This window comes from Variovorax gossypii (genome assembly GCF_003965815.1).
Lineage (GTDB): Bacteria > Pseudomonadota > Gammaproteobacteria > Burkholderiales > Burkholderiaceae_C > Variovorax > Variovorax gossypii.
This window is the reverse complement of sequence record NZ_RXOE01000003.1, coordinates 68,354-91,414: the sequence shown is the minus strand read 5'-3', so window position 1 is coordinate 91,414 and position 23,061 is coordinate 68,354. Positions and strand designations below refer to the sequence as shown.

Genomic DNA, 23,061 nt, shown 5'->3' with positions numbered 1-23,061 from the left:
CTAGCGTCGGCCCGGGACGGCATAGCGACTCTTCAGTACGGCCACGAGCTGCGACGTCGCCGAGCAAAGCACCATGTAGATCACGGCGACCGCCAGGTACATCTCGACGAGGCGCGCATCGCGCTGGGCGATCTTCGAGGCGGCGCCCAGCAGATCGGTGACCGACAGCACGTAGACCAGCGAGGTGTCCTGGAACAGGATGATCGTCTGCGTGAGCAGGATCGGGCTGACCACGCGCAGCACCTGCGGCAGGATGATCAACCGGTAGCCTTGCCAGGTCGACATCCCCAGCGCCCTGCACGCGCCGTACTGCCCCTTCGCGATCGACTTGAACCCGGCGCGGATGATCTCGGCGTAGTAGGCGGCCTCGAACAGCGTGAACGTCACGAAGGCAGTCCACACGGGTCCGATCTGCACCGGTCGAGAAGCCCCGGTCATCCACATCAGCACGAGCGGCATCAGGAAGAAGAACCAGAAGAGCACCATGATCAGCGGCACCGAGCGAATCAGCGTGATGTACGCGCTCGCGAGCTGCGACGCGACCGGCACCTCCAGGTGCCTCACGAGAGCGAGCCCGATGCCGAGCACCAGGCCGCCGGCAAAGCCGACCGCCGTGAGCTGCAGGGAGAACACCAGGCCGTCGAGCAGGAACGGCCAGGCCTGCGCGATCACTGAGAAGTCGAAGTGGTTCATGGCTTGGCCGCCTCCTTTCGCATGGGAAAGAAAAGGAAGCGGCGCTTCGCGATCACGGGCTCCGTGCCGGGCGTGCGAAGTCGTTTCTCCAGGCCGTGCATGACGGCGTAGACGGAAAGCGCGAGCAGCAGATAGAGGATGGTTGCCGCGCCGAAGGCCTGGAAGGTCTTGAAGGTGAACTCGTTGATCTGCCGGGCCTGTGCGGTGAGCTCGAGGAGGCCGATGGTCAATGCCACCGACGTGTTCTTGAAGATGCCCATCACCTCGCTGGTCAGCGTCGGCATGATGATGCGCAGCGCCTGCGGCAGCAGGATGGTGCGATACACCCCCAGCTCCGTCATGCCCAGTGCCCGGGCCGCCGAGCGTTGGCCGTAGGGCAAGGCTTCGATTCCTGCCTTGACCTGCTCAGCCACCCGCGCACCGGTGTAGAGCGACAGCGCGATCAGCGCAGGAAAGAAGGCACCCCAGGGCGGCACCATCTTCTTCATCGCGCTGCCGAGATCGGCCGGCAGCAGTTCCGGCAGCACGAAGTACCAGAGGAACATCTGGACGATGATGGGAATGTTGCGGAAGACCTCGACGTAGAGCCGCGCGGCCAGCGCGATGGCCCTGTTGGAGGATGTCCGGCCGCAGCCGACCAGAACCCCCAGCACGAAGGCCACGCACCAGCCCGCCAGGGCCAGCGCGACCGTCCAGGCCAGGCCGCTGAACAGCCAGGCGAGGTAGAGCTCCTCGCCGTCCTGGACTGTCTCGAAAAGAACTTCGAACACATCGAGCTCCGGTCAGTGTCAGGTGATGGTGGTCGCGATGCCTCAGTCGATCCGGTCGCTCGGCGCCTTCACGCGCTCCCTGAGCTTCTCCGTCATCGGAAAGGCCAGGCTCACGTTGCGCGGCGGGATCGGCGATTCGAACCACTTCCTGTAGAGCCTGTCGAACTCGCCGCTCTTCATGAGGCCGCCGATCACGCCGTCGACAAGAGCTTTGAACGCCGGGTCGTCCTTTCGCAGCATCAGGCCGTAGTAGATATTGTCGAAGCCGCCGGGCACGAGGGCAAACGACGCCGGGTTGCGCGAGTTCGCCTTCTCGCCCGCCAGCAGGATGTCGTCCTCGAGCCAGGCCACGGCCCGGTTGCTGTCGAGCGTGAGCATCGACTCGCCATGGTCCTTGGCCGCGATCGTCATCAGCGCCATCTTCTGTTCTTCGTTGAACTTGCGCGCGAAGCCCACGGCGTTGGAGCCTTGCGTAACCACGATGGTCTTGCCCTTGAGGTCGGCCGCGCTCTTCACGCCGGAGTCCACGCGCACCAGCCACAGCGGCTGGCTGACGAAGGTGGCCACGGAGAACGCGACCTGCTTCTGCCGCGCCGCGTTGTTCGCCGTGCCTCCGCACTCGACGTCCACGGTGCCGTTGACGACCAGCGGGATGCGGTTCGACGAGTTGACGGCCACCTGCTTGACCTCCAGCTTCGGCAAGTTCAGCTGCTGCTTCACCTTGTCCACGATGGCCGCGCACAGGTCCATCGAGATGCCGACGGGCTTCTGCTGGCCGTCCAGGAACGAGAACGGCACCGACGACTCGCGGTAGCCGAGCGTGATCGCCCCGGTTTCCTTGATCTTCTGCAGCGTGTCCCCGCCGGTCTGGGCGAAGCTGGGCATGGTCGCGGCCAGCAGGCATGCTGCGGCAACGGTGAGAAACGACGACTTCGGGTTCATGAAGACTCTCCTGCGATCAATGAAGAAAAAACGGATGGCGATCAGTCGACCCGGCTTGCCGCGGCCGGCTGGGCGGCGCGGCTCAGGCGCTGCCGGATCAGCGATACGACCTGGTCGACGTCTTCGGAGGTGTTGAAGAGGCCGAAGGAGATGCGGATGCCGCCGCGCTCGGGCGATACGCGAACCTGGTTCTGCGTGAAGTAGTCCAGCCACTCCGCGACCGGCAGGTCCAGCACGTAGATGTGCGCGCGGCCCGCACGGGCTCGTGGACCGACGAGGCGCACGCCGAGCGTTTCGAGCCCGCCGATCAGCCGGTCGCCCAGCTCGAGCACATGGGCCTCGATGCGCTCGACGCCGGTCTTTCGAATGAGTTCGATCGAGCTCGACAAGGCATGCAGGTCGGGGAGGTTGTAGTTGCCGAACTCGAAGCGCCCTGCATCCTTGCGCGGCGCCAGGTCGTCGGGCCGCGCGATGTAGTCCTCGGGAGGATTCGCCAGGCTGCTCATCGCCAGGTACGCCGGCTGCAGCTCGTCGAGACCTGCCTTCACATAGAGGATGCCCAGCCCCTGGGGCACCAGCAATCCCTTGTGGCAACCGGCGGCCAGCACGGACACGCCCAGCTTCCGTACATCGACCGGCAGCACGCCGATGGACTGCATCGCGTCGACGACCAGGTAGATGCCCTTTTGCGCGCACAGACGGCCGATGCTGGCGATGTCGTGCCGCTGGCCCGCATGGAAGGTCACGTGCGACAACGAGATGACCCGGGTCCTGGCGTCGATGAAGGGCTCGAAGGTTTCCGCCGTCGCGACCTCGTCGTCCGCCACCTTCACGAAGCGCACCTGCACGCCCTTGCGCTTCAGGTTGAGCCAGGCATAGGCATTGTTCGGATGGTCGCCCTCGAGCATCAGGACCGTGTCGCCTTCCGCGAGCGGAACGGCATTGGCGGCGATGTTGAGGCCCTCGGACGTGTTCTTCGTGAAGGCGATCTCGCCGGGCAATGCGTTCAGCAGCGCGGCGACGTCCTCCCGGGCGCGCTCGACGCGGCGCATCCACACCGGCTTCGGGCCGGCCATCTCGTTGCCTTCCGCGAGAAATTCGGAAAGCGCCTGGCGCACGCAGGTCGCCATGGGCGTCTGGTGCGCGGAGTCCAGGTAGAGCATCCGCTTGGTGACCGGAAACTCCTGGCGGATGGAATCAATCTCGAGAATGGCGGACATGGCTTCCTCAGTTCAACAATCGTTGCCCCGGAATGGGGCGGCTGGTGCACGGAACGCATGACCACCGTGTGACGTGAATCGATGCGACGGTGTCATCCTAGGAGTGCCTTCGAGTCACCACGTCTCGATATTCGGCCGTTCCGGAGGCCGGGCTTACGAGGAAAAACACGGGTAGATCGCTCCAGAAGTCGCGTCCGGATTTCGAGACAAAATTTCGTTGCAAACCGCGTCGAACGAGCGCTTCCAAGCACTGCCTGCAGGGTTTTGGAGAGGGCTGGGCAGCAGGCGCCCCCTGCGATGGCGCCCTTGCCAGAGCAGGACTCCTGCACCATGCCGGGGCAACGTGAGCCCGGAACCGTTCGGATGATTTTTTGCGTTGCACTTTCCGGACGCGAATGCAACCAGCGCGCCACACGGGCAAGCGTGATGCAGGAGGCGGCCTGCGAAAGCCCACGCGTCGGGCTCCTGCGTATCGAAATCCGAACACCTCGAGACGGCACGCGGACATACCATCCGCCGCGCCCTGCAGCTGCAGGACTTCGTGAGCAGGCTGATTGCCGTGCCATGCGCTTCGGTGCTTGCGGGTTTCCCTCTGCCACGAAGCCAACGTACATCGCCGTGCCTTGCGGCGTTCGCCCCTCGAGGAACCTTCGTCCCATGAAAACCAAAGCCGCCGTCGCCTGGAAATCCGGAGCTCCGCTCACCATCGAAACCGTGGACCTCGAAGGCCCGAAGTTCGGCGAAGTGCTCGTCGAGATCAAGGCCACCGGCATCTGCCACACCGACTACTACACCCTCTCGGGCGCCGACCCCGAAGGCATCTTCCCCGCCATCCTCGGCCATGAAGGCGCGGGCATCGTGGTCGATGTAGGCCCCGGCGTCACCACCCTGAAGAAGGGCGACCACGTCATTCCGCTGTACACCCCCGAATGCCGCCAGTGCAAGCTCTGCCTGAGCCGCAAGACCAACCTGTGCCAGCTCATCCGAGGCACCCAGGGCAAGGGCCTGATGCCCGACGGCACCAGCCGCTTCAGCCTCGACGGCAAGCCCATCGCCCACTACATGGGTACCAGCACCTTCAGCAACTACACGGTCGCCCCTGAAATCTCCCTGGCCAAGATCCGCGAGGACGCCCCCTTCGACAAGGTCTGCTACATCGGCTGCGGCGTGACCACCGGCATCGGCGCGGTGATCTTCACGGCCAAGGTGGAAGCCGGCGCCAACGTGGTGGTGTTCGGCCTGGGCGGCATCGGCCTGAACGTGATCCAGGGCGCCAAGATGGTGGGCGCGGACAAGATCATCGGCATCGACCTGAACCCCGCGCGCGAGGAAATGGCACGCAAGTTCGGCATGACGCACTTCCTGAACCCGAAGGACCACGAGAACATCGTGGACGCGATCGTGCAGCTGACCGACGGCGGCGCGGACTACAGCTTCGAGTGCATCGGCAACACGAAGGTGATGCGCCAGGCGCTGGAGTGCACGCACAAGGGCTGGGGCCGCAGCATCATCATCGGCGTGGCCGAGGCCGGCGCGGAGATCAGCACGCGGCCGTTCCAGCTGGTCACGGGCCGCAAGTGGGAGGGCTCGGCCTTCGGCGGCGCGCGCGGGCGCACGGACGTGCCGAAGATCGTGGACTGGTACATGGAAGGCAAGATCGACATCGACAGCCTGATCACGCACACCATGCCGCTGGAGAAGATCAACGAGGGCTTCGACCTGATGAAGCGCGGCGAGTCGATCCGCGGCGTGGTGCTGTACTGAGCGATGAGCTTCACGCTGGCCTCGGAGCATTTCTGCCATGGTGGCGCGCAACGACTGGCAGCGGATGGGATAGGCCTGTCAGTTCGTTCTTGATTTCTGTCGAACACCAGAAAGAAAAAAGCCGTTCATCAACGGCTTTCTTGTTTGGTAGAGAGCTATCCCGGGAGCCGGGTCGTCCGCGACATGCTCAATAGGAGCCTTCCCGCGGGAGCTTGACCGGATGAAGCTCCAGATCGCCGAACTGGTCGATCACGACGGCTCTCATTGCCGCGACAAGAAGAGTCTCGCCATTGGCCTCGACTGTCCTGAAGCCCTGCTTGACGGCGATGCACCATCTGGTCGCCCCGAATCCGTCCCACCTGAAGCTGATCCGCTCCCTGTCGATGATCGGTCCGCCATCGGACCACATCGAAGACGGAGCGAATGAAAACGCTTCGCGCTTTGCGGGAATCACGAAGCACGACGGCCTTCCCTGGGGCCGAAGGATGGTCGGCATCATGCCAAGGGCACGCGCCACCCAGTAGTCAAGTTCCGCCCCGTTTACTTCTGAAACTCTCATGACCAGCCATTCTTCCGGGAAAGACCTCGGAGCCGGCACCAGGAACGGCGGCATTCGTGACGTTTTGCATCGAATGCACTGAAAGCTTCCCACTTTTCCCTGGGTTGACACAGAGGGAAGGCAACGCCGAACGACTGCCTTAGGCCTACACCCGGCTCGAAGGCCCGCGATGTAAAGCGCTTACAAATTCGCAGGTTCTCTTGCCGAGTCCAGCAACACGCGCCAGGGCCGTGACTGTTACGGCCCGGGCATGTAACAACGCTACGTAACAAGCGCCGAAGCGCGCCCGCCAGGAGGCCTCCCGGCAGGCCGCCCTCACCCCTCGCCTGCCGAAAATCCATATGCAGATCAACGACTTGCATGTGGATCGGCGCCGTTCCGGCAGCTGCGCAAAAAAGCGGCACACAAGTTGCCCCGTCAGCCAGTCCCATCACCGAGGAGGCTGCCATGACGGATGCCAACACAACGATTTCTTCGACCGCCGGAGGCGCCGACGGCGGTGCCGCACCGGTGATCCTCGCGCAATCGACAGTGAGGCCGGTCGCTCCCATGGGCGCGGCGGCCGCCACGGTGCCGCCGGCCGCGCCGGCAGGTGTCGGGTCGCTGTCCAACGCCACGCCCGGCACGGTCGTCATGCGCGACGGGGTGGCGATTCCCGTCTCTGGCAACCAGACGCTGATGGCCGGTGACCGCGTGATCGTTCCGCAGGACGGTCACGCCAATGTGCTCTTTCCCGGATCGGCCACCAACAAGGCCCCGCTCGCCGGCGTGTTCACCGGCGGAACCGACGCCACCATCAGCTCGACCAAGCTGGCCACCGGGCTCGAACAGGTGAACGTGGATGTGGCCAAGGGCGACCTCGAAGTGACCGCGCCCGACAGCGACGCCGAAGCCGCCGCGCTCGCGGTGAGCAAGAAAACCGCTGCCGGCAGCGGCATCGGATTGGGCGAGTTCGCGCTCGGCGCGCTGGGCGCCGTTGGGCTCGCCGCGGCACTGGGCGGTGGCGGCGGCAGCGACAGCGCCGTTCCCTTCTTCATTCCAGGCATCGGCGAAGGAGACGCCGATGCGGACTCCGATGCGGACGCGGACGCAGATGCCGACGCTGATGCGGATGCGGATGCCGACTCGGATTCCGATGCAGATTCCGATTCCGATTCGGACTCGGATTCCGACTCGGATTCCGACTCGGATTCGGACGCAGACGCGGACGCAGACGCCGACCACCTGCTCGACCCGGGCGACGGCGTCGCCGGCCATCTGGTCGGCGCCCTCGACAACCTGCTCGGCCTGGGCGGGAGCGGCGGTACGGCAGCCGCCGCGCGCAGCGCCGCGGTCACCAATTCCGCGGGCACGCTGGGCTCGCTGCTGCCCACGGTCGACGGCCTCACCGACCTGGTGGACGACGTGCTCTCGCCCATCGCCGGCGACGAGTTCAGGCCCAACGATCCGAACGGGTTCGACCCGCTGGACAACACCGTCGACAACATCACCGTCAACCTCGGCGGCGTGCTCACTCCCGTGGTGGACGGCCTGCTGGGCAACGGATTGACCGACGCGCTCATCGGGTCGCTGAACGGCCAGGTCGACTACCTGACCGATGCGCTGAACAACATCCTCGAGAACGTGCTCGGCAGCGACGGCCTGCTCGGCGGCGTGACCACCGGCCTGGGCATCGACGGCCTCGTGGACGGCCTGATCGGCGACGACGGCGTGGTCAGCCAGGTGCTCGAAGGCCTGCTGGGCGACGGCAGCCTGATTGGCAGCGTGCTCGGCGAGGACGGACTGGTCGGGCAGTTGCTGGGCGATGGTGGCTTGCTGGGCGGTCTGCTCGGCGGCGACGGTGGATTGCTCGGTGGCGTGCTGGGTGATGACGGCCTGCTGGGCGGCCTGCTCGGCGGCGATGGTGGCCTCCTCGGCGGTGTGCTGGGTGACGACGGCTTGCTGGGTGGCTTGCTCGGCGGTGACGGCGGCCTCCTCGGTGGCGTGCTGGGTGACGACGGCTTGCTGGGCGGCCTGCTCGGTGGCGATGGTGGCCTCCTCGGCGGCGTGCTGGGTGACGACGGCCTGCTGGGCGGTGTGCTCGGCGGCGACGGCGGCCTCCTCGGCGGCGTCCTGGGCGACGACGGTCTGCTGGGTGGCCTGCTCGGTGGCGATGGTGGCCTCCTCGGTGGAGTCCTGGGCGATGACGGCCTGCTGGGCGGCGTACTCGGCGGCGACGGTGGATTGCTCGGCGGCGTACTGGGTGACGACGGCCTGCTGGGTGGTGTACTCGGCGGCGACGGCGGCCTCCTCGGCGGCGTCCTGGGCGACGACGGTCTGCTGGGTGGCCTGCTCGGCGACGACGGCCCGCTGGGTGGCGTGCTCGGCGGAGAGGGCTCGCTCTCCGGCCTGCTGGGCAGCGAAGGTCTCACGGGCGGACTGCTCGGCGAGAGCGGACTGGTCGACAGCCTGCTCGGGCCCGACGGCACGGTCGGTCAGTTGCTGAGCGCGACTCCGCTGGCCGGCCTGCTGGGCGGCGAAGGTGGTCTGCTCGGCGGCGTGCTAGGCGATGACGGCCTGGTCGGTGGCCTGCTTGGCGGCGACGGACTGCTCGGCGGTGTACTGGCCGACGACGGTCTCCTCGGCGCCGAGGGTCCGCTCGGCGGTCTGCTGGGCGACGACGGCCTGCTGGGTGGCCTGCTTGGCGGCGACGGTGGCCTTCTCGGCGGCCTGCTGGGCGGCGATGGAGGCTTGCTCGGCGGCGTCCTTGGTGACGATGGACTGCTGGGTGGCGTACTCGGCGGCGACGGCGGCCTGCTGGGCGGCGTTCTGGGCGACGACGGTCTCCTGGGTGGCGTACTCGGCGGCGACGGCGGCCTGCTGGGTGGCGTTCTGGGCGACGACGGCCTCCTGGGCGGCGTGCTCGGCGGTGACGGTGGCCTCCTCGGCGGTGTACTCGGCGACGACGGCTTGCTGGGCGGAGTGCTCGGCGGCGGCGACAGCGGAGGCGGCCTGCTCGGTGGCGTCCTCGGCGAAGACGGCCTCGTGGGCAACCTCCTCGGCAGCGATGGCCTCCTCGGCGGCGTGGTCGGCGGCGGCAACAGCGAAGGCGGCCTCCTCGGCAGCGTCCTCGGCGAGAACGGCCTGCTGGGCGGTGTGCTCGGCGGCGACGGCGGCGGCGCAGGCGGCCTGCTCGGAGGCGTGCTCGGCGACGACGGCCTCGTCGGCAAGATCCTGGGCAACGACGGTCTGGTCGGCGGCCTGCTCGGCGCGCTGGGTGGCGACGGTCCGGTGGCCAACGTGCTGCAGCCGGCGGGAGACACGGCCGCCACGACGGTCGCCGCCGCCGGCAGCACGGCCGGCAGCACCACTGCCCCGGCGACGGACATCCTGGCCGGTGCCGCGAGCGCCGTCGCACCGGTTGTCGATACGGTGGCCGGCGTCGTCGAAGGCGCAGGCCATGCCGTGAGCACCGGGCTGGGCGACGCGGTGGCTCCGATCACCAGCCAGGTCGAGCAGACGGTGAGCCACGTCGTGAGCCCGGTCACCAACATCCTTCACGGCCTGCTGGGCTGACCAGGCCGGCGGACGGGCGGACCCGCGCATCGCTTGCCGCAGGCGATGTAGGCAAGCGCCCACGCGCCCGGCCTGTCCTGTCCCGCAGTCACGGGCCGCCCGCGCGGCCAATCTGGAGGCCTGAAGGTCTTCGGCGGAAGACGGAAGAAATTCCATTCCGCGAACGGACTTCGGTTCCTCCTCACGGCGCTTCATCGCGTCGTTAAGCGCTCCCTCGAGGAGCGCTTTTTTTTGCCCGCGCCCCCGCCTCGCGCTGGGCCGGACACAGTCGCCGCGCAGTCAATGCCACGTAACAAGGCATCGATGTAATCAGATTGATCAGATTTGTAAACCTCCTCCCGCCCACATCCTCCCCGCCCGACGCGGCGGGAGAAATCGATCTCCAGTGACCTCCGATCTCCGCACTCCCCGCTCCACCAACGTCCTCGGCCGCCGCCTGCTCGCCACCTTCGGCATCGTTCTGCTGCTGACGCTCGCCGGCTCCGGCATCGGCATCCGCGCGCTCTCCAAGGTGGACGAGGCGACGCGCGAGGCCATCCGGCAGCACGGCGTCTCGGAGCGCATGGTGGTGGACGCCTACCGCCTGCAGTCCATCAACGCCGAGCGCTACAAGGCGATGGCGCTGAGCTCCGAGCCCGAAGTCGGCGAGATCCTGGCCGCGGACATCCAGGCGACCGAGGCGAAGTACGCCGGGCTGATGCAGCAGGTGTCGCAGCGCCTGCAGAGAGCCTCCGATCGCGAGCTGCTCGAGCGGGCACAGGCCGCGGGCAAGGACTTCGGAATCGCCGTGAAGGAGCTCGTCGCGGCGCGCGACTCCGGCCTCACCGAACGCATCCGCACGGTCTACGCCCAGCGCTTCCAGCCGGGCTCGGCCGCTCTGCTGGAAGCCCTGTCGCGACTGGCGCTCGCGCAGCGCGAAGCCATCGACGAGGCCGGCAGCAACGTCGAGGCGCTGAGCGCCTCCGGCCGCCTGGCGCTGGTGGTGTTCGGCGCGGCGGCCCTGCTGCTCGGCGCGGTGCTGGCGCAGTGGCTGGTGCGCAGCATCAGCCGGCCGATACGCGCAGCCGGCGAAACAGCCGGCCGGGTCGCGAGCCTCGACCTGCGCCAGGACATCGAGGGCCATTCGCGCGACGAAGCCGGCCGGATGCTGCTGGCGCTCGGCGCGATGCAGGGCTCCTTGCGCGAACTGGTCCTGCGCGTGCGCGAGTCGGTGCAGAGCGTGCGCGTGGCGGCGAACGAAATCGCGCACGGCAATTCGGACCTGTCGGCGCGAACGGAAGAAGCCGCGTCCAGCCTGCAGCAGACCGCCGCGGCGCTCGAGCAGGTGATGCGCAAGGTCGAGCAATCGAGCCAGGCCGCGGGCCGCGTCGAGCAGATGGCCGGCGCCGCGGCATCCGTGGCGGCGCAGGGTGGCGAGGTGGTGTCGCAGGTGGTCGGCACCATGCAGGACATCCATCGCGCGTCGCGCAAGGTGGCCGACATCACCGGGGTGATCGACGGCATCGCGTTCCAGACCAACATCCTCGCGCTCAACGCCGCCGTCGAGGCGGCGCGTGCGGGCGAGGCGGGGCGCGGCTTCGCGGTGGTCGCGTCGGAAGTGCGGCAGCTTGCCACGCGCTCGGCCTCGGCGGCGCGCGAGATCAGGAGCCTGATCGACGACTCCGTGCAGCGCATCGAAGCCGGCACCGTGCTGGCCGACGGCGCGGGCCAGACCATGGAGCGCATCGTGGCGTCGATCGGGGAGGTCGCCGACACCGTGGGCGCCATCACGGCGGCGACCCGTTCGCAGACGCACGACGTCGCTCAGATCAACGCCGCCGTCGCGCACCTGGACCGGATGACGCAGCAGAACTCGGCGCTGGTCGAGCAGTCGGCCGCCGCCTCGGAAGGCCTGCGCGATCAAGCGCGCAGCCTCGACGCGCTGATCAGCCAGTTCGTGTTGCCGGGCGATGACGGCAAGGCCGCGGCGGAAGATGCGCAGTGGCTGCCCGCACGCGCGGACGCCCCGGCCCGCGCAGTGCGACTGGCGACGGCACGGAAGGGCCGCCTGCTGCCGGCCTGAGCACTGTCACCCTGTCCGCCTCAGCGGATCAGGCTCATCGGCGCGACCTGCGGCGTCACCTTCGCCTCGGTCGCCGTCAGCAGCTGGCCGTTCGATTCCTTCCAGCACATGAGGTTGGTGATGCCCGAGCCCGCCGGGCCCGGTGCCTGTATCGACACCGCCTTCCACCCCTTGCACGCGCCGCCCACGGTGGTGGGCCGGTCCAGAAACACGTAGTCGGTGCCGGCGTCGATGCGCATCACGCCGACCACGCCGGGCGGAAGCGGCTTGCGCGTCTGGGCGGACGCCGCGCATGCGGTCGCGGCCATGACGATGCCCAGTAAGAAGATGCTGCGCCCCATGCGTGCTGCTCCGGTGTTGCCGAAGGTCGATGTTACTTTTGCGCTCCTTCCGGCATCGCGGCGCATGCCCCCTGCCCTCATTCCCTCCCCAATTTCGGTTATGGATCGAAGACGTCCGAGTCGCTCCAATCGGCGCCTTGCGGCCACGATCGGCGTGCCGCGCTGGAACTGTCTTCAGAAGAATCGACGAGGAGCTCGGGCATGGATCGGAGAAGGTTTGCACTCACCGCGGTGGGCGTCGCGGTATTGAGCGGTTGCGGTGGTGGCGGCAGCGGAGGCGGTGGCGGATTCGCCTTCCCGCCGGTCGGCGCGCCGCCCGCCCCCGCGCCGGGCGAACCTCCGGCACCTCCCGCGCCGCAGCCGCCGGCCCCGCCCGCGCCCAACCCACCGGCACCGGCTCCCGTTCCCGAGCTTGCAACGCCGACCTCGCTGCCCGCATCGACGGTCCTTTCGCAGAGCCTCGCCATCCACGACGACGACATCAACGCCGCCGTCGGCCCCGGCCAGGCGAACTTCTGGGACCTGACGCCCGACTTCAGCATCGGGAACGGCTGGAACGGCCAGTTCGCCGGCTCGGGTTCAGGCGCAGGTTCGGGCGCATTGACCTTGGGTGTGACCGTGGGTGGCGGCTTCGCGGGCTTCAAGATCAACCAGACCTTCGCCGAACTGACGCCGCTGGGCCCCGAGATGACAGCGGCCGACGGCCTGAAAGTGGTGTCGATCACGACCGACCCGCAGTTCCAGTCGAACGGCGTCGCGGCTTTCCTGCACGCGGTGCCCGATGCACGGCTGCAGCAGACCCTGGACCTGCGGCAGACCACCGGCCGCGTGAGCCTCGGGTGGACCGGCAATTGGGGCGTGAAGCGCGGCAACTTCCACGACGAGTCGGCCTTCATGCAGGTGGTGCTGCGCGACACCAGCGGCGGACTGCTCTCCACGCTCTTCAGGGTCGACAGCAATGGCCAGTCGGGCACGTGGGGGTTCGCCTGGCTCACGTCCTTTTCCGGCCAGGTGGTCGTGCTGTCGTTCGAACAGTGCAACCGCGGCCAGGGCACGTCGATCGAGATGGTGTCGGTGGACGACGACGCCGCGCGCAGCTTCATCGTCAACGGCGACTTCAGCAGAGGGCTGACGGGCTGGACCGTGTCGCCCACTCGCGGCGCGCAGAACATCCGATCCGGCGTGAGGACACTGCGCGGCCTCGACGTGCAGCGCACCTTCTACGCGCAACCAGACCAGGCATGGGGGCGCATGACGGACACCTTCCACAACCCCTCGGCATCGCCCATCACGGCAAAGGTGACGTACACCAGCTTCCTGGGCTCCTACGGCGCGGGCGTGATCTACCCACCGGCGGGCGCGCCGCAGAAGGCGCTGGCGGTGTGGGACGGCCTGGGCAAGGGCCGCGACGCGGGCTTCGTCTTCGGCGCGGCGGACCACGTGGACTACGCCTCGACCTCGGCGCTCAACAGCTCGGACGGCAGCAACGTGGTGACGATGGATTTCGACATCACCGTGCCGGCCGGCGGCACGGTCACGCTGGCGAATTTCCTGATCCTGACGGGCACGAACACCTGGATCGGCGCCGCGGGCATCGCGACCCGCGCCACCGATGTGGACGCGCAGGCCGCCGCCATCGCCGCGGACTTCCGCACCAATGTGCTCTACCAGCGCGGCCTGACGCAGCTGCAGCTCGACACGCTGAAGAACTTCTGAGCAGCAGGGTGCGGGTGCCTCGCGGCACTCACACCACGCGGTGCTCTTCCACCACGAAGGCCGTGATCTCCGCCAGGAAGGTGAGCGCATGCGCCATCGTCACCTGCCCCTGCGGCGAGGCGAAGGCGGCGTTCAGCGTGTCGGTGCTCTCGAACCACAGCTCGACGATGCCGTCTATCGGCAGTTCCGCATAGCCGCAGGGCGTGCCCTTCACGAGCTCGCGCGCCGTCACCACGTTCTGGCGGTAGCCGCTCACGCCGGGCATGCGGCGCACATGATCGGCGTGCACCTTCCACTCGCGGCGGAAGTCGTCCTCCGACTGCTCGATCGGCCGGCGCAGCAGCGAGATGCGCTTGAGCAGGCCCTCGGGCTTCGGCGGCAGCGCGATCACCTCGGTCTGCGCGACAGTCACGATGTGCAGCCCACCGAGAAAGCGTTCCTCGTCGGCGCGGATGGCGGCGGCGAGCTCGCCGCGATTGAAGGCCGCGTCGGCCTGCGCGCCCTCGTCGAAGCGCAGTTGCGAGAAGCCGTCGAAGTCCCACGGCCCGCGCGCGAAGTCGATGCCGCGCTGCAGCCGGTCGAGCACGAGGTTCTGCCGATAGTCGCGCAGCGTGGGCAGCTGCGCCACCAGCGGGCCGTGCCTGTCGCGCCAGTGGTCGCGGAAGGCCTCGTCGGTCCATTCGGGTTTCTTGCGGATCAGGCCCATGCGCAGGGTCGTCGGTTCGCTCATCTTCATGTCTCCTCGTTGGTGGATTGCCGCTCGCGGGCTTCGGCACGCGCACGCGCCAGCCCGGGCGCGCGCTTGGCGAGCCACACGCCATGGCGCACCGGCCAGCGCTCGAAACCGGGATCCGCGCCGAGCGCGGCGGCCGCGTGGTGCGGCCAGTAGGGGTCGAACAAGGCCTCGCGGCCCAGCGCGATCAGGTCGGCATCGCCCGCAGCGAGCACGGCCTCGGCCTGTTGCGCATCGACGATCATTCCCACGGCCTGCGTGGGCACCTGCGCCTCGCGCCGGATGCGCGCCGAGAACGGCACCTGGAAGCCCAGCCCGCGCGGCACCGGCAGCGCGCGCGTCTCCTCGGTGAGCCCGCCCGAGGAGCAGTCGATCACGTCGACGCCGCAGCGCTTGAGTTCGCGCGCGAGCACCACCGAGTCGTCGAGGCTCCAGCCGTCGAGCGTGCCGTCGACCGCCGAGAGCCGGCAGAACAGCGGCTTGTGCGCCGGCCATGCGGAGCGCACGCGCTGCGCGATTTCCAGCGCGAGCCACATGCGGTTGTCGCGGCTGCCGCCGAGCGCGTCGTCGCGATGGTTGGCGTTGGGCGACAGGAAGCTCGCGACCAGGTAGCCGTGCCCGAAGTGCAGCTCGACCACGTCGAAGCCAGCCTTGTCAGCGCGCACCGTCGCATCGACAAAACGCTGCACCACCGCCGCGATGCCGTCGGCGTCGAGAGCTCGCGGCGCCGACCAGCCCGGTCCCGCCGCGAGCGCGCTCGGGCCCAGGCGCTCCCACGGCTCCTCGTCGGCGGCCATGCGCGCATCGCCCAGCGCCGCGCCGCCTTCCCACAGCGGCTCGCTGCCGGCCTTGCGCCCCGCATGCGCGAGCTGCACGCCGATGGCGCCGCCCTGGGCGTGCACGAAATCGACCACGGCCTTCAGCGGCGCGATCTGGCTGTCCTTCCACAGGCCGAGGTCGGCGGTGCCGATGCGCCCGCGCGGATCGACCGCGGTGCTCTCGGTGAGGATCAGCCCCGCGCCGCCAAGCGCGAACTTGCCGAGATGCACCATGTGCCACGGCGTGGCATGGCCACGGTCGGCGGCGTGCTGGCACATCGGCGAGATGACGACGCGGTTGGACAGCGTGAGGCCGCGCAGTTGCAGGGGCTGGAACAGCAGGGGAAGAGAGTCGGAAGACATGAATCGAAGGAATCAGGGCATCGGTCAGGACACGGTGGCCGCGGGAGACCGCGTGCCCAGCCAGGTGCCGCTCATCACGGCGGCGAAGCCGAGCAGGTGCCACCAGGTCAGCACCTCGCCGAGCAGCAGCGCCGCGAACGCGACGCCGAACACCGGCACCCAGTAGAGAAAGACGGCGGTGCGCGCCACGCCGATGACGGAGATGGCGCGGTTCCAGATCAGGTTGCCGGCGGCAGTGGCGGCCACGCCCGAGAACAGCACCAGCGCCCATGGCCACGCGCCCGGAAAGATCTGCGCCGCGCCCAGCGGCGAGGGCCCGAGCAGCGTGTGCAGCACCAGCATCGCGGTGCCCAGGACGTAGATGCCCCAGCTCATCGACAGCGGATCGATCTGCCGCGCCAGGCGCTGCACGCCCACGCCGCCGACGGCGAAGCTCACCACCGAGAGCGCGAGCATCAGGTCGCCCAGGCCCGCGCTAGACAGGCTCGCGCCCGGATGGCTCAGCACCACAGCTGCGACGCCCGCGAAACCGAGCGCCACGCCGAAGAGGCGCCGCGCCGTGAGCGCCTCGCGGAACACCAGCGCGGCCATCAGCGCCGACACCAGCGGACTCAGCGCCATGATCAGCGCGCCGTTGGTCGCGGTGGAACGCTGCAGCCCCAGCGCGAACAGGATCTGGTTGGCATACACCATCAGGAAGCCGCAGCCGGCCAGCGCCGCGAGACGGCGCATGCCGAACACCGGCACCCCGCCGCGCCGCCACAGCACGATCGCGCTCAGCGCCAGGCAGGCCACCGCCATGCGCAGCGCCGCCAGCGGCAGCGTGTCGAAGAAACCTGTCAGCACCTTCACGGCCGACACGTTCACGCCCCACACCAGCATCGCCACCAGCAGCCAGGTCTGCACGGCGGCGGGTGTCGCGTCCGGTGCGCGCGCGGCGGGGGCGGGAGTCACCTCAGCCTTCGAGTTCGTTCCACATCTCGATGTCGCGCTCTGCCGTCCAGATGCGCGGGTGCACATAGCCCGTCGCTTCGTCGTATGCGCGGGTCACGTCGAAAGGCATGCAGTGGTCGAAGATCACCCAGTGGCCGTACGTGGGGCGCAGCGCCGCCACGGTTTCCTTGTAGATCGCGTTGAGCGTCTTGCCCTGCGCCACGCCGTTGTTGACCAGCGTGTACACGTCGGAGATGAAGGCGCGCGTGGAGGCGATGGCCTTGCGCACGTCGGCTGCGTTCTCCAGCGCTGCGCCGCGGCCGGGCACCAGCTTCTCGAAGCCGAAGCCCGCGAGACGGTCGAGCGTGGTGGGCCAGTCTCGGAAGTAGCAGTCGCCTGCGTAAGCCGTGCTCTGATATTCGACGAGGTCGCCCGCGAAGCAGATCTTCTGGTCTTCCAGGTAGGCGATGGTGTCGCCCTTGGTGTGGCCGCGGCCGACCTGCGCGATCTTCACTTCGAGCTTCTCGCCCAGCCACACGCTCATGGTGCCGTCGAAGGTCATGGTGGGCCAGGTCAGGCCCGGCGGCACCGATTCGACGTTGCGGAACAGGCGCGGGAAGCGGCCGATCTCGCTGGCCTTGTCCTGCTCGCCGCGCTCGACGATCAGGTCGTAGGTGTCGCGGCTGGCGATGATCTGCTCGGCGCCCTCCTTGAAGTAGGCCGACGCGCCCAGCACGCGCACCGCGTGGTAGTGCGAAAGCAGCACGTACTTGATCGGCAGCGGCGTCACTTCGCGGATGCGGCGGATCACGTCCTGCGCCATCGCGGGCGTGGCCTGGGTATCGACCACCATCACGGCCTCGTCGCCGATGAAGATGCCGGTGTTCGGGTCGCCCTCGGCGGTGTAGGCGTAGGCGTTCTCCGAGAGGCGGGTGAACGAGACCTTCTTTTCCTCGAGGTCGGCGTGGCTGGCGAATTTCTTGGCGGTCATGGGAGTTCCTTTGAAATGAGCGATGGAAGTCAATGCGTGCCGAGGTACGCGGACTTCACCTTGGGGTTGTCGAGCAGCTCGCGGCCGGAGCCTTCGAGCGTGATGCAGCCGGTCTCGAGCACGTAGGCGCGGTCGGCCACGCCCAGCGCCTGCTTGGCCATCTGTTCCACCAGCAGGATGGTCAGGCCCGAGCTGCGCAGCTGACGGATGGCGTCGAAGATGTCCTTGATGATGAGCGGCGCGAGCCCCAGCGAAGGCTCGTCCAGCAGCAGCAGGCGCGGCTCGCTCATGAGCGCGCGGGCGATGGCCAGCATCTGCTGCTCGCCGCCCGACAGCGTGCCCGCGTGCTGGTTCTGGCGCTCCTTCAGGCGCGGGAAGCGCGCGAACTCGCGCTCGATGCCACGCGCCACGAAGGCCTTGTCGTTGCGCCGCGAATAGGCGCCGAGCATGAGGTTCTCGCGCACCGTCTGGTCGGGGAACACGCCGCGCCCCTCGGGCGACAGCGCCACGCCCAGGCCCACGCGCTTGTGCGAAGGCACGTTCGTGCTGTCGTTGCCGTCGATCAGCACGCGGCCCTCGGCCACGGGCTCCAGGCCGACGATGCTTTTCAGCAGCGTGCTCTTGCCGGCGCCGTTGGCGCCGATGATGGTGACGACCTCGCCCGCGCGCACTTCCAGGCTCACGCCCTTGACGGCCTCGATGGCGCCGTACGAGACCTTCACCGATTCAATCTTCAACATGGTGTTCCGGTCTTTCTGCTCAGGCGGCCACGGCATGTGCCTGCGGTTCTTCTTGCTCGTCGTCGACGCCCAGGTAGGCCTCGACCACGCGCGGATTGGCCTGCACCTCGGCGGGCTTGCCCTCGGCGATCTTGATGCCGTAGTCGAGCACGATCACGTGGTCGGAGATCGACATCACCAGGTCCATGTGGTGCTCCACCATCAGGATCGACACGCCGCACTTGCCGATGCGCAGCAGCAGTTCGCCGAGCTCGGCGGTTTCCTGCGGGTTCAGGCCGGCGGCCGGTTCGTCGAGCAGCAGCAGCTGCGGCTCGGTGGCCAGCGCGCGCGCCAGCTCCACGCGGCGCTGCAGGCCGTAGGGCAGGCTGCCGGCGGGCCAGTGCGCAAGGTGGCCAAGGTCCACGAGGTCGAGCAGCTGCAGCGCACGATCGCGCGTCGCCTTCTCCTGCCGGTTCGCCGTTGGCCATGCAACGAGCGACGAGAGGAAGCCGTTGCTCATGCGGCTGTGGCGGCCGAGCATGACGTTGTCGAGCACCGAGAGATCCGCGAACAGGCGCAGGTTCTGGAAGGTGCGGCCCATGCCCAGGCAGCAGATGGTGTGCGCCGGCTGGCCCACGATGTTGCGGCCCAGGAAGCGGATGGAGCCCGCGTCGGGTTCGATCACGCCGGTGAGCATGTTGATCATCGTGCTCTTGCCCGCGCCGTTCGGCCCGATGAGCGCATGGATGTGGCCGCGCTGCAGGCGGAACGACACGTCCTGCGCCGGCTTCACGCCACCGTACGACTTGGTCACGCCCTGCACCACCAGCAGCTCGCCTTCGCCGCCGGGGCCGATCTGGCCGGGCACGCCGTTGCCGCCCGCACCTTCGCCGCGATGGCGCGACTTCATGAACCACTTGTTGAACAGGCCCACCACGCCGCCAGGCATCACGTACAGCGCGAACAGCAGCAGGAAGCCGTACAGGAAATGCTGCGCCGAGGGCCAGCGCGCCAGCAGCGCGTCGGTCAGCGTGAGCAGCACCGCGCCCACCAGCGGCCCGTACATCGAGCCCGCGCCGCCGAACAGCACCAGCAGCAGGATGAAGATCGACAGGTGGAAGGTGATGAAGTCGGAGTTGATGTACTGGTTCTGCTGGGCCACCAGCGCGCCCGCGATGCCGCAGGTGACGGCAGCGACCACGAAAGCCATGACCTTTGCGCGGTACACGCGCACGCCCACGGAAGACGAGGCGATCTCGTCCGCCTGCAGCGACAGCAGCGCGCGGCCGAAGCGGCCGTTCAGCAGGTTGCGCAGCAGCAGGTGCATCGCCGCGCACAGCACGATGCCGAGGATGACCCACTGCGTGGTGTCCAGCGGCGCGCCCTTCCATGTGAGCGGGCGGATACCGTAGATGCCCTGTGCGCCGCCGAACACGTCGGTCCATTCGCCCACGAGCTTCTCGACCACGATGCCGAAGGCCAGCGTGACCATGGCGAGGTACGGCCCCTTCACGCGCAGCGAGGGCAGCGCGATGAGCACGCCGCACAGGCCCGAGATGACGGCTGCCAGCGCGAGCGCGAGCCACGGGTCCATGTCGGTGCGCGAGGTCAGCAGCGCGACGCCGTAGGCGCCCGCCGCGAACAGCCCGGCCTGGCCGAGCGATTTCTGTCCCGCGTAGCCCACCAGCACGTTCATGCCGGCGGCGCAGAGGTAGTAGACGCACATCATGAAGGCGATGCGCAGGTAGTAGTCGTTGCCCGACATCGAGACGATGCCGCAGAGCACCGCGGCGACCAGCACCACGGCCAGGGGATGGGCCAGGCGCTTCATACCTTCTCCACCGTCGTGCGGCCGAACAGGCCCGTGGGACGGAAGGCCAGCACCAGGATGACGAGCGCGAACACCGCCACCTCGCGCCACTGCGCCTGCCAGAGATTGACCATCGACTCGAGCACGCCGAGCAGAAAGCCGCCGATCACGCAGCCGCGCGGGTTGCTCAGGCCGCCGATCATGGCGCCCGAGAAGCCCTTGAGCCCCACGGTGAGGCCCATGAAGAGCGAGGCCTGCGCGATGGGCGCGAGCAGGAAGCCCGAGAGCCCCGCCAGCGCCGAGCTGACGACGAAGGCGCCGATCATCATCGCGTTGGTGTTGATGCCCATGAGGCTGGCGACGTTGCCGTTCTGCGCCACGGCGCGCATCGCCTTGCCGATCATGGTGTTGTTCATGACGCGGTCGAAGCCGAGCATGACGACCACCGCCACGCCCAGCGTGAGCAGTTCCTGCGGGCGCACGCCCACGCCGAACATGCGGATCACGGTGTCGCCCACGGGCGCGGGCACCACCACGGGCTTCGGGCCCCAGATGGCGAGCCCCACGCTCTGCAGGATCACGCCGAAGCCCAGCGTGCTCATCACCCACGCCATGCCGGGGCGGCCGGCGAAGGGCCGCACGCCCAGCACGTAGAGCAGCCAGCCGAGCAGCCCCATCACGCCGAGCGCCGCCAGCAGCGCGAAGAGCTGCGCGCCCGCGCCGGGCACGGCGTCGCCGAAGGTGGTGGAGCTCAGCGGCTTGCCCAGTACCAGGAACAGGGCGCTCATGCCGATGAACGCACCGGCCGAGACGAACTCGCCGTGCGAGAAGTTAAGCGTCTTGGTGGTCGTGAACGTGATGCTGAATCCCAGCGCCACCAGCGCATAGGCACCGCCGACGGCGAGCCCGCTGATGAGCGCCTGCAGGAGCGCTTCAACCATGGTGTGTATCTCCGTTGCGAAGCGGGCCGGCCGGCGCCTGGGCGCGGCGGCCACGCATCTTTCTTGTCTTGCTTACTGCTTGAAGTCGGCCGGCTTCAGGCCCTGGATCAGCGCGTCGCCGTAGGGCAGCAGCTTGCCGTCCTTCCAGCGGATCCAGACCAGGTCCTTGGCGGTCAGCGCCTCGTGGTTGGTCTTGCTGAAGGGCTTGTCGTAGGTCTTCAGCACGCCCTGCACGGGAGTCTTCAGGTCTTCGAGCGCCGTGCGCACCGCCGCGCCGTCGGTGCTGTTGGCCTGCTTCATGGCCTGCGCCAGCAGTTGCATCGAGTCGTAGCCGTGCAGCGCGAACGAGAACGAGCCCGGGGCCTTCAGCTTGGCGCCGATGCGGTCGAACAGCTTCTGCTGCGCGGGCGTGCGGGTCTCGCTCACGGTGCGCATGAAGATCGGCTTCTCAGCCAGCGCCTTGCCGGCCGCGTCGTAGAAGGTGATGTTGTCGGCGGCCCAGGAGGTGAGCGTCAGCGGGAAGTAGTTGATCTTCTCCATGCTGCGCACCAGTTGCGCGATGGGCGTGCCCTGCGCCCACACCACCACGGTGTCGACGTTGGCGGCCTTCATCTTGCTGAGCTGCGAGGTCATGTCGGTGTCGCCGACGCCGAAGCGCTCGGTGGCCGCGATCTTGATGTCCTGCAGCTTGGCGATCTCTTCCATGTCCTTCAGGCCGCCCTGGCCGTAGCCGGTGGTCTCGGCCATCAGGCCCACCACCTTGGAGCCGGCGGTGTTCTTCTTGACGTAGGCCATGAGCGCTGCCACCTGCTCGCGGTCGACCATCGACACGCGGAACATGTAGTTGTCGGCGCCGGGGCTCATCGGCTTGGTGATGTCGGTGCCCGAGCCCACGTTGCCCAGCACGGGAATCTTCTTCTGGTTGGCGATGTGCTTCCACGCCATCGCGTTGCCCGAGTTGGTGGGGCCGAACACCGCGACCACCTTCTCGTTGTCGATCAGGTCGCTCATGTTCTGGATCGACTTCGGCGGTGCCGACACGTCGTCGCGCGTCACCAGCGCGAGCTTCTTGCCCAGCACGCCGCCGGCGGCGTTGATGTCGGCGATGGCCGCTTCCATGCCCAGCACCGCGGCCTGGCCGCTCTGCGCCGAGGGCGACGCGGAAAGGTCGCCGTTGTAGCCGACCTTGATGTCCTGCGCCATGGCACCAGTGGTGCCTGCCGCGAAGGCGGCGAACGCGGCCGTGGCGAGCAGCGTCTTGTACAGACGGATGGTTTTCATTTTTTGTCTCCTGAGGTTGACGGACGAGGAAGCGGAAAGGAAAGAGGGAAGAAAAGCGCGGCTCAGACGGCGAGGAAGCCGCCGTCCACCGGCAGCACGATGCCGGTGACGTAGCGCGACATGTCGCTGGCCAGGAAGATCACCGGGCCGACCAGGTCTTCGGTCTGGCCGACGCGACCCATGGGGATGCGCGTCATGAACGATTCGAGGCGCTGCGGGTTCTCGCGGGTAGCGGCGGTCATAGGCGTCTCGATCACGCCGGGGGCCAGCGCGTTAACGCGCACGCCGGCGGGCGCGAGCTCCTGCGCGAGCGACTGCGTGAGCATCTTGATCGCGCCCTTCGACGGCGAGTAGCCCAGGCTCGCGCCCTGCCCCGCGTAGGCGGCGATGGAGGCGATGTTGATGATCGAGCCCTTGGTCTGCTTGAGCACAGGGATGAAGGCCAGCGTGGTGTTGAAGGTGCCGTGCACGTTCACGTCGATGGTCTTCTTCCAGTTGGCCGCGGCGTTCGGGCTGCTGGTGTTCTCGCGGATGATGATGCCGGCGTTGTTGACCAGCAGGTCGACGTTGCCGATCTCCTTGCCGACGCGCTCGGCCAGCGCCTGGCAGGCCTCGGGCGCGGTGACGTCGAGCACGAAGGACCAGGCTTCGCCGCCCGCGTCGCGCACCAGCTGCGCGGTTTCGCTGACGGTGGCGTCGTTCATGTCGGTGACGACGATGCGGGCGCCGGCCTGCGCCAGGCCCAGCGCGAGCGCGCGGCCATTGCCCTGCCCCGCGCCGGTGATGAAGGCGAGGCGGCCTTCGAGCAGGCGGGGTGCGACGTTGGATGGAAAGGCCATCGGTGTCTCCT

General features: G+C 68.2%; 19 protein-coding genes. 4 read left to right on the top strand and 15 right to left on the bottom strand.

The window, feature by feature from the left end:
- Genes EJP69_RS15330 through EJP69_RS15315 form a run of 4 tightly spaced genes read right to left on the bottom strand, consistent with a single transcriptional unit; the run spans position 1 to position 3,625 of the window.
- Positions 1 to 693, bottom strand: a complete 693-nt coding sequence (locus EJP69_RS15330) for an amino acid ABC transporter permease (protein WP_093206506.1) — start codon at positions 691 to 693, stop codon at positions 1 to 3.
- Positions 690 to 1,463: an amino acid ABC transporter permease gene (locus EJP69_RS15325; protein WP_093304462.1), complete on the bottom strand. Its 774-nt coding sequence runs from the start codon at positions 1,461 to 1,463 to the stop codon at positions 690 to 692. Before EJP69_RS15325 ends, EJP69_RS15330 begins: the two co-directional genes overlap by 4 nt.
- A 42-nt stretch (positions 1,464 to 1,505) precedes the next feature.
- Positions 1,506 to 2,405, bottom strand: a complete 900-nt coding sequence (locus tag EJP69_RS15320) for a transporter substrate-binding domain-containing protein (RefSeq protein WP_126471231.1) — start codon at positions 2,403 to 2,405, stop codon at positions 1,506 to 1,508.
- 41 nt (positions 2,406 to 2,446) lie between these two features.
- A complete protein-coding gene (locus EJP69_RS15315) occupies positions 2,447 to 3,625 on the bottom strand; it encodes an aminotransferase class V-fold PLP-dependent enzyme (RefSeq protein ID WP_126471228.1) in 1,179 nt (392 codons plus the stop codon).
- 657 nt (positions 3,626 to 4,282) lie between these two features.
- Between EJP69_RS15315 and EJP69_RS15310 the strand changes: the two genes are divergently transcribed.
- A complete protein-coding gene (locus EJP69_RS15310) occupies positions 4,283 to 5,389 on the top strand; it encodes an S-(hydroxymethyl)glutathione dehydrogenase/class III alcohol dehydrogenase (RefSeq protein WP_126471226.1) in 1,107 nt (368 codons plus the stop codon).
- Positions 5,390 to 5,576: 187 nt separating this feature from the next.
- On the opposite strand, the gene EJP69_RS15305 is transcribed toward EJP69_RS15310, so the two are convergent.
- Positions 5,577 to 5,948, bottom strand: a complete 372-nt coding sequence (locus tag EJP69_RS15305; RefSeq protein WP_093206025.1) for a phage protein NinX family protein — start codon at positions 5,946 to 5,948, stop codon at positions 5,577 to 5,579.
- Between the two features lie 447 nt (positions 5,949 to 6,395).
- Here EJP69_RS15305 and EJP69_RS15300 point away from each other — a divergent pair, with 447 nt between their 5' ends.
- Positions 6,396 to 9,503, top strand: coding sequence for a hypothetical protein (locus EJP69_RS15300; protein ID WP_126471224.1), 3,108 nt, complete (start codon positions 6,396 to 6,398; stop codon positions 9,501 to 9,503).
- A gap of 385 nt (positions 9,504 to 9,888) precedes the next feature.
- On the top strand, positions 9,889 to 11,565 hold the full coding sequence (locus tag EJP69_RS15295) for a methyl-accepting chemotaxis protein (protein ID WP_126471222.1): 1,677 nt from the start codon (positions 9,889 to 9,891) through the stop codon (positions 11,563 to 11,565).
- A 20-nt stretch (positions 11,566 to 11,585) separates the two neighbouring features.
- Here the strand turns inward: EJP69_RS15295 and EJP69_RS15290 are convergent, their stop codons facing one another.
- Positions 11,586 to 11,906 (bottom strand): hypothetical protein, encoded by a 321-nt coding sequence (locus tag EJP69_RS15290; protein ID WP_126471221.1) that lies wholly within the window; start codon positions 11,904 to 11,906, stop codon positions 11,586 to 11,588.
- Between the two features lie 201 nt (positions 11,907 to 12,107).
- Here EJP69_RS15290 and EJP69_RS15280 point away from each other — a divergent pair, with 201 nt between their 5' ends.
- Entirely contained in the window at positions 12,108 to 13,622 is a 1,515-nt protein-coding gene (locus EJP69_RS15280) for a hypothetical protein (RefSeq protein WP_170217128.1), read from the top strand.
- A 28-nt stretch (positions 13,623 to 13,650) separates the two neighbouring features.
- On the opposite strand, the gene EJP69_RS15275 is transcribed toward EJP69_RS15280, so the two are convergent.
- The 9 genes from EJP69_RS15275 to EJP69_RS15235 all read right to left on the bottom strand — a co-directional run bounded on the left by EJP69_RS15275 (position 13,651) and on the right by EJP69_RS15235 (position 23,050).
- A complete protein-coding gene (locus tag EJP69_RS15275; RefSeq protein WP_126471215.1) occupies positions 13,651 to 14,352 on the bottom strand; it encodes an EthD domain-containing protein in 702 nt (233 codons plus the stop codon).
- 2 nt (positions 14,353 to 14,354) lie between these two features.
- Positions 14,355 to 15,536 (bottom strand): NADH:flavin oxidoreductase/NADH oxidase, encoded by a 1,182-nt coding sequence (locus EJP69_RS15270; RefSeq protein WP_126471213.1) that lies wholly within the window; start codon positions 15,534 to 15,536, stop codon positions 14,355 to 14,357.
- A gap of 24 nt (positions 15,537 to 15,560) precedes the next feature.
- Positions 15,561 to 16,490: a DMT family transporter gene (locus EJP69_RS15265; RefSeq protein WP_240652166.1), complete on the bottom strand. Its 930-nt coding sequence runs from the start codon at positions 16,488 to 16,490 to the stop codon at positions 15,561 to 15,563.
- A gap of 1 nt (position 16,491) precedes the next feature.
- Positions 16,492 to 17,460: an MBL fold metallo-hydrolase gene (locus tag EJP69_RS15260; protein WP_126471211.1), complete on the bottom strand. Its 969-nt coding sequence runs from the start codon at positions 17,458 to 17,460 to the stop codon at positions 16,492 to 16,494.
- 29 nt (positions 17,461 to 17,489) lie between these two features.
- Positions 17,490 to 18,200: an ABC transporter ATP-binding protein gene (locus EJP69_RS15255; protein ID WP_093304749.1), complete on the bottom strand. Its 711-nt coding sequence runs from the start codon at positions 18,198 to 18,200 to the stop codon at positions 17,490 to 17,492.
- Between the two features lie 19 nt (positions 18,201 to 18,219).
- A complete protein-coding gene (locus EJP69_RS15250) occupies positions 18,220 to 20,010 on the bottom strand; it encodes a branched-chain amino acid ABC transporter ATP-binding protein/permease (protein ID WP_093304484.1) in 1,791 nt (596 codons plus the stop codon).
- Positions 20,007 to 20,930, bottom strand: coding sequence for a branched-chain amino acid ABC transporter permease (locus EJP69_RS15245; protein ID WP_093205585.1), 924 nt, complete (start codon positions 20,928 to 20,930; stop codon positions 20,007 to 20,009). The genes EJP69_RS15250 and EJP69_RS15245 overlap by 4 nt, the downstream gene beginning before the upstream one ends.
- A 72-nt stretch (positions 20,931 to 21,002) precedes the next feature.
- Positions 21,003 to 22,211: an ABC transporter substrate-binding protein gene (locus EJP69_RS15240; protein WP_093205587.1), complete on the bottom strand. Its 1,209-nt coding sequence runs from the start codon at positions 22,209 to 22,211 to the stop codon at positions 21,003 to 21,005.
- Positions 22,212 to 22,273: 62 nt separating this feature from the next.
- Positions 22,274 to 23,050: an SDR family NAD(P)-dependent oxidoreductase gene (locus tag EJP69_RS15235; RefSeq protein ID WP_126471209.1), complete on the bottom strand. Its 777-nt coding sequence runs from the start codon at positions 23,048 to 23,050 to the stop codon at positions 22,274 to 22,276.
- Positions 23,051 to 23,061: the final 11 nt, after the last annotated feature.

Bases quoted from the DNA above. Each gene is read 5' to 3' on its own strand.
- EJP69_RS15330 (WP_093206506.1), bottom strand. From the start codon at position 693: ATGAACCACTTCGACTTCTCAGTGATCGCGCAGGCCTGGCCGTTCCTG.
- EJP69_RS15320 (WP_126471231.1), bottom strand. From the start codon at position 2,405: ATGAACCCGAAGTCGTCGTTTCTCACCGTTGCCGCAGCATGCCTGCTG.
- EJP69_RS15315 (WP_126471228.1), bottom strand. From the start codon at position 3,625: ATGTCCGCCATTCTCGAGATTGATTCCATCCGCCAGGAGTTTCCGGTC.
- EJP69_RS15310 (WP_126471226.1), top strand. From the start codon at position 4,283: ATGAAAACCAAAGCCGCCGTCGCCTGGAAATCCGGAGCTCCGCTCACC.
- EJP69_RS15305 (WP_093206025.1), bottom strand. From the start codon at position 5,948: ATGAGAGTTTCAGAAGTAAACGGGGCGGAACTTGACTACTGGGTGGCG.
- EJP69_RS15300 (WP_126471224.1), top strand. From the start codon at position 6,396: ATGACGGATGCCAACACAACGATTTCTTCGACCGCCGGAGGCGCCGAC.
- EJP69_RS15290 (WP_126471221.1), bottom strand. From the start codon at position 11,906: ATGGGGCGCAGCATCTTCTTACTGGGCATCGTCATGGCCGCGACCGCA.
- EJP69_RS15280 (WP_170217128.1), top strand. From the start codon at position 12,108: ATGGATCGGAGAAGGTTTGCACTCACCGCGGTGGGCGTCGCGGTATTG.
- EJP69_RS15275 (WP_126471215.1), bottom strand. From the start codon at position 14,352: ATGAGCGAACCGACGACCCTGCGCATGGGCCTGATCCGCAAGAAACCC.
- EJP69_RS15270 (WP_126471213.1), bottom strand. From the start codon at position 15,536: ATGTCTTCCGACTCTCTTCCCCTGCTGTTCCAGCCCCTGCAACTGCGC.
- EJP69_RS15260 (WP_126471211.1), bottom strand. From the start codon at position 17,460: ATGACCGCCAAGAAATTCGCCAGCCACGCCGACCTCGAGGAAAAGAAG.
- EJP69_RS15255 (WP_093304749.1), bottom strand. From the start codon at position 18,200: ATGTTGAAGATTGAATCGGTGAAGGTCTCGTACGGCGCCATCGAGGCC.
- EJP69_RS15250 (WP_093304484.1), bottom strand. From the start codon at position 20,010: ATGAAGCGCCTGGCCCATCCCCTGGCCGTGGTGCTGGTCGCCGCGGTG.
- EJP69_RS15245 (WP_093205585.1), bottom strand. From the start codon at position 20,930: ATGGTTGAAGCGCTCCTGCAGGCGCTCATCAGCGGGCTCGCCGTCGGC.
- EJP69_RS15240 (WP_093205587.1), bottom strand. From the start codon at position 22,211: ATGAAAACCATCCGTCTGTACAAGACGCTGCTCGCCACGGCCGCGTTC.
- EJP69_RS15235 (WP_126471209.1), bottom strand. From the start codon at position 23,050: ATGGCCTTTCCATCCAACGTCGCACCCCGCCTGCTCGAAGGCCGCCTC.